This window comes from bacterium (assembly GCA_035528375.1).
Taxonomy (GTDB): Bacteria; RBG-13-66-14; RBG-13-66-14; order RBG-13-66-14; family RBG-13-66-14; genus RBG-13-66-14.
The window spans coordinates 1-10,816 of record DATKYS010000085.1; the positions used below are offsets into that span (position 1 = coordinate 1).

Annotated in this window: 9 protein-coding genes; 4 read left to right on the plus strand and 5 right to left on the minus strand. The window is 68.0% G+C overall.

From position 1 onward, the window contains the following. Positions 1-91: 91 nt before the first annotated feature. From VM054_06790 to VM054_06810, 5 genes are all read right to left on the minus strand, one after another. Positions 92-2,152: a tetratricopeptide repeat protein gene (locus VM054_06790; protein ID HUT98764.1), complete on the minus strand. Its 2,061-nt coding sequence runs from the start codon at positions 2,150-2,152 to the stop codon at positions 92-94. A gap of 20 nt (positions 2,153-2,172) precedes the next feature. Then, positions 2,173-2,565: a hypothetical protein gene (locus tag VM054_06795; protein HUT98765.1), complete on the minus strand. Its 393-nt coding sequence runs from the start codon at positions 2,563-2,565 to the stop codon at positions 2,173-2,175. Between the two features lie 560 nt (positions 2,566-3,125). Beyond that, entirely contained in the window at positions 3,126-3,410 is a 285-nt protein-coding gene (locus VM054_06800; GenBank protein HUT98766.1) for a DUF721 domain-containing protein, read from the minus strand. Further along, the gene (locus VM054_06805; GenBank protein HUT98767.1) at positions 3,410-4,300 is read right to left on the minus strand and encodes a MetS family NSS transporter small subunit; all 891 of its coding nucleotides are present in this window, start codon (positions 4,298-4,300) and stop codon (positions 3,410-3,412) included. The genes VM054_06800 and VM054_06805 overlap by 1 nt, the downstream gene beginning before the upstream one ends. Beyond that, positions 4,293-5,828, minus strand: a complete 1,536-nt coding sequence (locus tag VM054_06810; protein HUT98768.1) for a sodium-dependent transporter — start codon at positions 5,826-5,828, stop codon at positions 4,293-4,295. Before VM054_06810 ends, VM054_06805 begins: the two co-directional genes overlap by 8 nt. 449 nt (positions 5,829-6,277) lie before the next feature. Between VM054_06810 and VM054_06815 the strand changes: the two genes are divergently transcribed. The 4 genes from VM054_06815 to VM054_06830 all read left to right on the plus strand — a co-directional run bounded on the left by VM054_06815 (position 6,278) and on the right by VM054_06830 (position 10,785). Next, a complete protein-coding gene (locus tag VM054_06815) occupies positions 6,278-7,615 on the plus strand; it encodes a transglutaminase-like domain-containing protein (protein ID HUT98769.1) in 1,338 nt (445 codons plus the stop codon). After that, positions 7,612-8,178 (plus strand): hypothetical protein, encoded by a 567-nt coding sequence (locus tag VM054_06820; protein HUT98770.1) that lies wholly within the window; start codon positions 7,612-7,614, stop codon positions 8,176-8,178. The genes VM054_06815 and VM054_06820 overlap by 4 nt, the downstream gene beginning before the upstream one ends. Then, positions 8,175-8,957, plus strand: coding sequence for a tRNA pseudouridine(38-40) synthase TruA (gene truA / locus VM054_06825; GenBank protein ID HUT98771.1), 783 nt, complete (start codon positions 8,175-8,177; stop codon positions 8,955-8,957). The genes VM054_06820 and truA overlap by 4 nt, the downstream gene beginning before the upstream one ends. Positions 8,958-9,171: 214 nt before the next feature. Further along, positions 9,172-10,785: a diguanylate cyclase gene (locus VM054_06830; protein ID HUT98772.1), complete on the plus strand. Its 1,614-nt coding sequence runs from the start codon at positions 9,172-9,174 to the stop codon at positions 10,783-10,785. Positions 10,786-10,816 lie beyond the last annotated feature (31 nt).

The window sequence follows — 10,816 nt, forward strand, 5'->3', positions numbered from 1 at the left end:
ATACCTATCCCCGCCGATTTATCCACGCATTCGCCCCGTAACACGGCGGCCCGCAGAGGGGCCGCCCTATATCTGCACGACGTAAGCCTCCCTACATCCGGCGCAGCAACTCCGCGGCCTGCTCACGCAGCGGTCGAAGCGCCTCGGCCTCCGCGGGGCTCCCCGGGACGAGGGTCAGCACCTCCTCGAAACGCGACCGGGCTCCGGAGGCGTCACCTAACTTTAAAAGCGTCCGCCCCAGGCCCAGGATCGCCGGAGCGAATCCCGGCCGTTCGGAGAACACCGCCTCGTAATCGGCCCGCGCGCCGTAGAGGTCGCCCCCCGCCAGCTTGAAATCCCCCCGCAGCGTCAGGAGAACCGAGTCGGACCCCAGGCGCTCCAGCCCCTGGTCCAGGTAGGCCACACCCTCGAATGGCCGTCCCCGGGCCGCGGCGGACTCGGCCGCCCCCAGGTAGGCGTCGCGCCAGTCCGGGGCGACACGCATCGCCCAGAGGTAGGCCCCCTCGGCCTCGGAGTACCGGCCCAGCGTCGTGTAGACGGTGGCCAGGTCCATCGGCAATTTCGGGGAATCCTCGCCCAGCTCTTCCGCCCGCCGGTACTTTTCCAAAGCCTCGTCGAGCCGGCCCTCCCGGTGCAGCGCCACCCCCCAGTCCAGATAGAGCGACGGGGGCGGTTCGGCGAAGGCCGCCTCGGCCCGCCCGAAGTAATCCGCCGCCTCGGCGTTCCGGTCCGCCAAAAGGAGCCGCGAGGCCACGTTGTAGTAGGCCGACCCCCGGTCGGAGAGCTTCTCGACGTTCCCGTCGGGTATGTTGACCCCCACGGCCAGGACGGCGAGGACGCCCGCTGAAAGGCCCAGGTCGCGCCACTTTTTCTCCCGCGCGAACTCGACGAGCCGCCAGACGGCGATGCCGGCGAAGGCGCACGCGAGCGGCACGACGGGATAGCGGTAGCGTCCGGTGATGAAGAAGAGCACCACCGCCGCCGCGTAAAAAAGCGCGACCAGGTAAACCGGCGCCAGCTCCCGCCGCCGATGCCAGGCCAGACCGAGCCCCAAAAGCGCCAGCGGCATCACCACCGCCAGCGTCGGCCAGGGCAGCCCCAGCCAGGGGACGACCTCCCTATAGTGGTCGTAGGATTCGAGCTGCGGCCACTCGTAGCCGTGGACGAAGTACCACGCCTTCTTCACGAGGTTCAGGAAAAACCCGCCCGGGTTTTTCCCGATGTACCGCAGGGCCTCCTTGAACCAGTACCGGTTGGCCTCGGTCAGGGTCACGTAGTGGCCGGTGACCCGGCTCAGGTAGAGCCTCCCCGTGGCCTCGAAGACCTCGCCTGTCTCGTGGTGCATGGGCGGGCTGTACAGGCCGTTCGCCCCCGGGTGGTTGCCTATCTGCAGGTTGAGCCCCAGGTTGGTCGTGGTGAGGATGAATTCGCCGGATTGGGCCGCGTTGTAAACCGTCACCGGCAGAATCGGGACGAGGACGCAGCCGGCCAGGATGCCCGCCCGACCGAGGGCCTTGCGCCAACTCTCCTTTCGCAGGACGACGACCAGCCAGACCAGGATCGCCGGGACTACCGCCAGGATGGTGCCCCAGGCCAACCCGCCCAGGCCGAGGCAGACTCCGGCCCCGACCAGGTTCCGCGTCCGCCGGCCCTTGGCGAAGCGCACGAGTTGCAGCGTGCCCAGGGTGAGGACGAAGGCGGCGATGTTCGTCACCACGAGCATCCCGTCGTGGAAGAGCGCCGGTCCGAGGACCGCCAGCAGCCCGCCGCCGATGAACCCCGCCCAGCGCAGCCCCGTGGCCTCGTGGACCAGCCGGTAAACGTAGAGCGCCATCAGCGCCCCGAGGATCGCCTGGACGAAGCGCGCCCAGAAGAGAGGCTCCAGCCCCAGCACCTTGAACGCCGCCAGGAAGAGCGGGTACAGCGGCGTCATGAAGAAGCCCTCGGGCGCCTCGAAGGTGCCGTCGGCGATGGCCCCTGCCTGGGCGTAGTAGGTGTGGCTGTCGTTGGTCAGCAGGTCCCAGTAGATGGTCTCGGAGAGGGAGGCGAGGAAGACGAGGCGGACCGCGAGCGCCGCGGCGAAGAGGACGAGCCCCGCCCAGCGCTCGTCGTCGCGCAGCCACTTCAACACGCCGTCGAGGATTTTTTGCAATTGCTCAACCCGGGAGTACGCTAATCCCCGCCCTCCTCGGACCGGCGCAGGAGCGCCAGGGCGCCCAGGAGGCAGAGGACGCCCGCGAGGCAGATAGCGAGGTCGGTGAGGGTGAACCAGGTCGAGAACCTTCCCCAGTCCAGGAGCGACCAGCTCGTCTTGACCCCGACCGCGGCCAGGGCGTAGACGACGGTTTTAAGGCCCGTTGCCCGCCCACGCCTGGCGGGGAGAAAGACCAGGAGGAGCATGCCCGCGGAGAGGAGGTCCAGAAGAGTGTACAGGAGCCCGCCGACGGAGGCCTCCGCCGACCAGCCGGCCTGCAAGAGGAGGGTGAAGCGCCGGACGAGGAGGGCCGCCGCGGCCACCAGCCCGCCGTAAACGATAAAAATTTCCATCCGGGGGGAGAGTTTCATCGGTTAAGCCCGCCTGGAACGGACAAAACTATACCACCCCGGGGGGCAATAAAAAAACCCCGCCCATTCAGGACGGGGTGTCGCCGGGGTGACGGGCGGATGCGAGGGTGTGGATCGCCGGCGGACTTAACCCATTACTCCCCAAAAAGGGGCTGATTTAACCGGCTCCGGGTGGAGGGAATTACCCCGTGCGGACGTCCACGACGGGTTCCCGACCGGAGTCGGCGCGATAATTACGTTTACCCATTCGGGGGCCGACGGTTGAACCTTCCAAGCCGTCGCCAAGGACCCTACCGGAACGCGGCGTTCGGTCTTCGAGAAAGGTGGTGACCTCGACCAGGATCGCGTCCGGCATAGTAGTCCTCCGGTCGTATTAAAAAGCAACAAGCGTGCCATGGGAACGGATGGGCCCCGGAGCGGTTTTCCCGCATTAAAACAGCGGAAACGCCGTTTCAGGCCCAGATTGACCCACTCATTATGGTTCGGGGGGCTGGACATCCGCGGCACATTGCAAAGAGGGCGGTAATCCGCCCTCCGATTTCGTCCATCCGGTTCCGGAATCAGCGCGGAAGCTCGACCCCCTCCACCTCGCCCCCGGTTTTTTCGCAAAGCCTCTCAACGATCCGGCCGAGCATTTCCCGGAGCGGCTCCAGGGCCGCCGGGTCAGCGACCTCGATCACCAGGGTCCGGCCCCGGAGCCCCTTGACGCGGGTCCGCCGCGCGAGGGACGGCCCGACGATCTCCTCCCACACCAGGCGCAGCCGGCCCAGGCGCACCGCCTCCCGCATCCGTCTGGAGCCCAGGCTTCCCCCGATCAGCTCGCCGATGGGCCTCGGATCACCCATCACGGCTCCCCGTCGGATTCGTCGCTGAAGACGTGCTTCTTGCCGCGCTTCAGAGCAATGGAGATGAAGAGAGCCGAACCGCCGAAGAGTATAATCACGCCCACGGTGAACATGATCCAGGCCCCCGGAGTCATGTGCTGGGTCCGGTCAATGGTCGCCAACCCTTCTTCGACGGCCTCGTGGAGCCTGGGCGAGAGGTTTTCCCGGGCGAGTTTTTGCAGGAACGCGCGCCCCTCGTCGTAGCCGAAGGGAGCCAGGGCCCCGACGGCGGCGACGCGCACCCCGTCCTGGAGGCCGGCGTCGCCGGCCAGTTCGGCGAGCGTCTCGTAGGCCCAGTCGCCCTCGATGGTCCCGATGACGCCCACGGCGGCCTCGCGTGCTTCGAGGGCCAGCCGCCCGTCCAGCGCCAGGGAACGGTGAAACTCGGCCAGACGCTCGTCCACCATCAGGCCGACGACGAGCGCCGCCCGCTCCGCCCCGCCCTTTCCCCGGGACAGCTCCGCCAGGTACCCCGCGGTCCAGCCGCCGGGGTCGCCGTCCAGGGCCGCCTCGATCAGGGCGCAAGCCAGAGCCTGGGGCCGCTCCTCCCCGCCCGCGGCCTCCACGGTCACCCGCCCCAACAGGTCGGCGGCGGCGGCGCGCAGGCCGGGGTCCTCGGACACGTCGGCCACGATTGCGGCCAGCGTATCGGCGGAGTCCTCGAGGTCCGTCCCTTCCACCCCGAGCCGGGCGACGAGCTCCAGGCGCTCCGCGTGCCTGGCCGCCCGTTCCGGGGTCACGGTCACGGACTCCGGGCGGAGGGGACCGACGGTCGTCGTCGGCTCCCCGGTCCCCGCCGCGACCGACGAGACGAGGAGGATCAACGCGGTCGGGAGATTGAGCCTATTCACCGGTCCCACCCCCTTGCTCGCCGGCCGGCGCCCGGTTATTGTCGGCGCGGATGCGCATGAAGACGAAGCTCAGCGCGAAGACCACCGCCACCACGCCCCAGCCTCCGGCGAAGAGCGCCCAGTCCGGGTAGCCGCCGTAAGGCTCGGTGATGGTCTTTACCAGGTCCATGCCGAAGGTGACGACCAGGATCGCCGGAGTGAAGTATTTGACGAGGAAGTCCCACCAGCGGCCTATCTTTATCTCGCTGTCCCGGTTGGCGTACTCCCGAAGCTTCCGCGCCCCGTAGAGCCAGCCCAGGACAATGCACTCGAAGAGACCTCCCAGAATCAGGCCGAACTTGTTGATGAAGTTGTCCACGATGTCCAGCCAGTAAAGCCCGCCGTCGGTGGCGAACAGAAGCCCGAAGGCGAAGGCGATGACGCAGACCGTTATCAGTACGGGCGTGCGCTTGAGCCCCAGCTTGTTGACCCAGGCCTCCGACGTGGCCTCCACCAGGCTGAAGGCCGAGTCTATCCCCAGGGTCAGGAGCATGATGAAGAAGATGGCGGCGAAGAACCCGGGCCAGAAGGGGAGCTGGTTGAGAATCGTGGGGTAGACGGCGAAAACCAGGCCCGGCCCCGATTCCATCACCCCCGCCACGGTGTGGTGGCTCCCCACCGCCAGGAACCCCAGGGTGCTGAAGATGGTGACTCCCGCGAGGAAGCTGGTGGCGCAGTTGGAGAGGCTGATTATTATGGCGTTGTTGTTGATGTCCGACTTGCGCGGGAGAAAGCTGGCATAGGTAATCATCACGCCGAAGGCCAGTGACAGGCTGAAGAATATCTGTCCATAGGCCGCCAGCCAGACGCCGGGGTCCAGCAGCTTGCTCCAGTCGGGGTTGAGGAAGTAGTTGAGCCCGGCGCCGGCCCCCTCCAGCGTCGTCCCGCGGACGGCCAGAATCAACAAAAGCAGCCAGGGCAGCGGCACCGTCACCAGCACCACCTTCCCCACGCTCTTGGCCCCCTTGCGGATGGAGAAGTAGATGGCGACCCAGGTGAGGACGAGCCCGACCACCAGCGGCCAGTTCAACCCGCCCAGCTCCCCAGGCCCCGTGGACAGGTGCAGGAGCTTTTCGGTGAAGAAGGTCCCGGGGTCGTTCCCCCAGCCCAGGGAGAAGGACTGGAAGAGGTAGTTGAAACACCAGCTCATGATGACGGCGTAGTAGGCGGTGATGACGAAGCCGACCAGGACCATGAGCCAGCCCACCCACTCCGAGTTCTTGCGGGCCTTGAAGAAGGACAGCGGCGCACCGGAGGCCATCTTGTGCCCCAGGCTGAACTCGAGAATCATCAGGGGTATACCGGCGGTCAGGAGGGCGACCAGATAGGGAATGAGGAAGGCCCCGCCGCCGTTCTCGTAGCAGACGAAGGGGAAGCGCCAGACGTTGCCGAGGCCCACCGCCGAACCGATGGCGGCCAGGATGAAGGCCGAGCGCCGGTTCCACTTCGCCGGCGGGCCGGATTCCAGGAGCTTGGGCTTGTCGCTCATGCGCCCGTCCTTTTCGAGTTTGCCGACGGCAGGATTTTAACAAAGGGCGTGCCGGGGTTCAACGTGGTGGCGGACAGGGTACACCGGCCCGGGTCTCGCGGGTTGCGATGACGTAGGGGCGGGTCTCTTGACCCGCCCGCGGGCGACCTGAACGGCGCGCCGTCGGTCGGCCCCTACGAGGGTGATGCTCGATTCACACCTGACACGTGTGGGCGGGTGTCCACACCCGCCCGTTTTATAAGGCAGCCCTCACCCCCATCCCCTCTCCCACAGGGAGAGGGGGGCTTTTTAGGGCAGCCCTCACCCTAACCCGTGCCTCGCAGGTCTCCCACGGGGAGAGGGGACACGCTCCGGCCCGTGCCTCGTAAATTGCCACCGGGGCCGGGAACGCCTATAATGTATGAACCGTTACCATTCAGAATCCGCACCGCACACACAGGCGGTTCACGATGCGCGGAATCTTCACAGCCCTGATCCTCTGCCGGGCGGCTCTCGCCGCGACCACCTGGACCGCGATGTACATGGACGAGACCAAGGTGGGTTACTCCTACACCACTAGGGAGGTGATAGCCGGGGGGGACGACGCCGGTGGAACCTATATCGAGGACTACTCGACGATGCAGCTGTCGCGCGCCGGCATGCCGATGCTCACCAGCGCCCGCCACCGGGAGACCTACGACGCGGCCGGGCGGATGACGGCGGCCACCTGCTACACCATCTCCGGGACGGATGTCCTGATAGTAAACGCCGCCCTCGCCGGGGACGTGCTCGAGGTGGAGCGCATCCAAGGCCTGAGCGTGGGCAAGCGCTACCTGGAGGGGGGACTGGTCGGTACACTGGGGTTCTCCCTCGTCATGGACGACCTGGGACCGGGGGAAAGCCTGGACTTCTCCCTCTACTCCAGCGACTACTCCGAGGTCATCCGGGTGACTTACACCAGGGGTGTGCCCGGTGAGGTCACCTTCGGCGGCGAGACCTTCCCCGGCCGGGTAGACGAGGTGAACTTCGCCGGAATGCCGCGCGAGAGCTATTACGACGCCGCGGGCGAGTGGCTGGGCACCCTTCTGCCCGGCGGGACGTCGGTCCGGCCCGCCGCGGACGAGGCCGACGCCAAGGCGGGACTGACCTGGGTGGACCCGGCCGCCACCACGGCCCTCTTCCCCGAAGGGGACATCCCGAACCCACGGGGGACCGAGCGGCTGGTTCTTTTAATCGAGGGGACCTCACCTCCGCCGGCCGATCCCTTCCAGCGGGTGGAGACCGCCGGGGACGGCGCCTGGCGGGTCACCGTGCGCAACCGCCCCTTCCCGACTTACCCCCCGCCGGAACCCTTCCCCGAGCCCGAGTACCACCGCGCCCTGGAGGAGCTGGCGGAGGCGCTCACCGTGGAGGGCGACCCGTACAACACCTACCTGAACATCGTCGGCTGGGTGGGCGAGTACCTGCGCGAGAGCCCGGTGACCCTGGAGCTCACCCCGGCGGAGACCCTCGTCCAGCGGCGTGGAGATTGCACCGAGCACGCCGCCCTGGTGAGCGACCTCTGCCGTCGGGCCGGCATCCCGGCGATAACCGTCATCGGCCTCGTCTCGGGCGTGGGGGGGAAGCTCTACTACCACGCCTGGAACGAGGCGTACGTGGACGGCCTGTGGCGCGCGAGCGACGCCTTCCTGGACGAGGAGGTCGCCGACGCGGCGCGGCTGGTGCTCCTGCGCGATCCCACCGGGGTTGAGCGGACCACCGTGCTGGGGCGGGTGACCGGCGTCGTCGTGGAGGAGGTCGAGCCTTGACGAGCCTGGCGCTGCGGGTCTGGCTGTCGGTGGTCGGTGCCGCCGCCGCCGCCGTCGCCGGGGATTGGGTCGTTCTCGCCGTCCTGGCCGGGGCGGCCCTGGTCTGTCTTCTCATCTGGGGAGCCGGGCTGCGGGGTGTGATTCGATCCCTCCTCCTGGGCGCCTACCTGGTCCTGCTGGCCGGCGGTCTCACCCTGGCGTCCCGGGCCCTGGCGGGGCCCCTGACCTGGGATACCTCGCTCCCGGCGCTCACCCTCTCCCTGCGCCTCCTGACGCTCTTCCTCTTCGCGGGTCTTTTGGCCGGGGCCGGGCCTCGGGGCGTCACCGCCCTGGTGCCGGGCCGGCCGGGGCGCCGTCTGCGGACGAGATTGGAAAAAATCTTCGACGGGTACGTGGTGGGCCTGGCCGAGGGGCGGGAGCTCCTGGCCGACGGCTGGCGGGCCTATCCCGGCCGGGGCCGACTGGCGGCCTTCCTGCGGGCCCTGTTGGCCGCGGTGGACGCGGGGGCCGTGGCGCGCGGCGAGCAGGCCGCCTGCGCCGGAGAACGGGAGTCCGAGGCGTGAGCCCCACCTGCGCCCTGGCGCTGGCCTACGACGGCACCGACTTTTCCGGTTGGCAGTTCCAGCCGGGGCGCCGCACGGTGCAGGGGGAGCTGGAAAGCATCCTGGAGCGTTTCTACGGCCGGAGGGTCCCCGTCGCCGGCTCGGGGAGGACCGACGCCGGGGTGCACGCCCTGGGCCAGGTGGCATCCTTCACCGCGGAGCGCGCCTATCCGGCCGCCACGCTTTTCCGCGCCCTCGGCGCCCTTCTACCGGCGGATATCCGCCTTCTCAGCTGCGCCGAGGTGGAGCCCGGCTTCGACCCGCGCCGCGACGCCCGGTCGCGCACCTACGAATATTTCCTCCTCCCCGGCGGCTCCCTCTTTCACTCCCGCTACGCGCTTTCTGTCGAGGAGGGGCTGGACTGGGAGGGGATGGGCGAGGCCGCCCGGCTCTTCGAGGGGCGGCGGGATTTCGCCGCCGTCGGGAGCCCGGTGAGCCCCGGCGGGGGCACGGTGCGGGAGATCCACCGCTGCCGGCTGGAGGAGGGGCGCGGCTGCCGTCGCCTCATCGTGACCGCCGACGCCTTCCTCCACCGGATGGTCCGCGCCGTGGTCGGCTGCCTGCTGGCCGTGGGGAGCGGGAAGATGACGGCCGACGACACCGTCCGGCTGCTGGACTCGGTGGACCGGTCGCAGGCGCCCGCCGCGGCCCCGGCCCGGGGGCTCTTCCTGGCGCGGGTGGACTACGCGGAATTTTCCTGCGACCCCGATCCGGGCCCCTTTCAACACCACTTCGCCTGAAGTCGGCGGACAAACCGTTGAATTACAATGAGTTGAACGAATCACCCATCCCTGAGTGCGCTCCGTATCCGTGCCGTATCGGACGCCCGTCGGGCCCCCCGGGATGACAAAACCCGTAAGATGTATTATATTATAGGCGTAGGTACTTGACCGCGCCGCGCATTAATTGGGAATACCCACGACCGCCCGGCGTCGAGGGACGGGAGATTGCCCGATGAGCCGTTCGCGGGACCAGGAACGCTTCAGCCAGATCGAGGTCTTCGAGGCCTTCGGTCAGGCGCTGACCGGCTCGTTGAATCTCGCCGAGATTCTGCGCCGGATGGCGGCGGTCGTGGTCGAGCAACTGGGCTACCGCAACTGCGCCATCGTGCTGCACCACCCGGACCGGCACGAGCTCGAGGTCCACACCATCGTCGGCTGGAACTACGAGCCGATGGCCGGGGCGCGCTTCCCCGATTCCCAGGGGGTCACCGGCGAGGTGGTCCGGACCGGCCGGACGGCCGTCGTCCCAGAAACCCGCGGGGAGCCCCGCTACATCTCGGGTCAGCCCGGCGGCGAGAGCGGCCGCAGCGAGATCGCCGTCCCCATCACCTTCGGTGGCCGGGTCATGGGGGTCCTCGACTGCGAGTCGAACGAGCCCGACGCCTTCGGGGACTACGACGCCCGTCTCCTGGGCACCCTGGCCTCGGCCATCGGGTCCGCCATCCACAACGCAAGCCTCTACACCCAGGCCCAGCGCATGATCGAGGAGCTCGAGTCCATCCTCGAGGTCTCGAAGCTCCTGTCCTCCTCGGGCACCCTCGACATCCTCTTCCGACGCATCCTGGAGCACGCCTGCCGGATAACCAACTCCAAGGCCGGCTCCATCTCCCTCTTTAACCCCGCCGAGAACCTGATGCGGCTGGCCGCGGTCAAGGGGCTGAACGTGATGGTCAAACCGGACGCCACCTGGCCCGTGAGGGAGGGGAGCATCGCCTGGCACATGATGAACACGCCGGAGCCCATCGTCGTGCCCGACGTCTCGCTCCAGGCACCCGGCGGGGGGAAGGCGGTGGAAACCGCGGGCATCGCCGCGTTCGTCGCCGCCCCTCTGTTCTCCGGAGGCCACTTCAACGGCGTCCTCTTCGTGGACGACTTCCAGCCGCGGATCTACCCCCCCGAGGACGTACGTCTCCTGGCCATCCTGGCCAACACGGCCTCGGTGGCCATAGACGGCGCCCACCTCAACGAGAAGCTCTCCAACTTCGCCTTCACCGACGCCCTGACCGAGATCTCCAACCGCCGCAGCTTCGAGGAAACCCTGGACCGGGAGACGAAGCGCGCCATCCGCTACAACCACACCCTCTCCCTGGTCATCTTCGACCTGGACCACTTCAAGAAGTACAACGACTTCTTCGGCCACCGCGAGGGGGACCTGGCCCTGCGGACCATCGCGCGGATAATACGGGAGACCATCCGGGACACCGACTTCCCGGCCCGTTACGGCGGCGAGGAGATTGCGGTCATCCTGCCCGAGTCCCACACGGAGGAGGCGCTAGCCCTGGCGGAGCGGACCCGGCGAGCGGTGGAGAAGCTGCCCCACGGTCCTTCGCACCCGCTGAAACGGAAGTTGACCATCTCGGGCGGCGTGGCCTGCATGCCCGACGACACCTCCTTCCGCGAGGAACTGGTGACGATGGCGGACCAGGCGCTCTACCACGCCAAGCGCCACGGTCGCAACAGTGTCATCCTCTGGCGCGACTCCCGCAAGGAGACCCGCCCGGTGATACCCACCAAGCTGAACCTCCCCGAGCTGGGCGGGATTGACCGGCCCAACCCCCTGTTGTGAAGCCGCGTCTGTTTTGTTTCCGTCCTCCTGG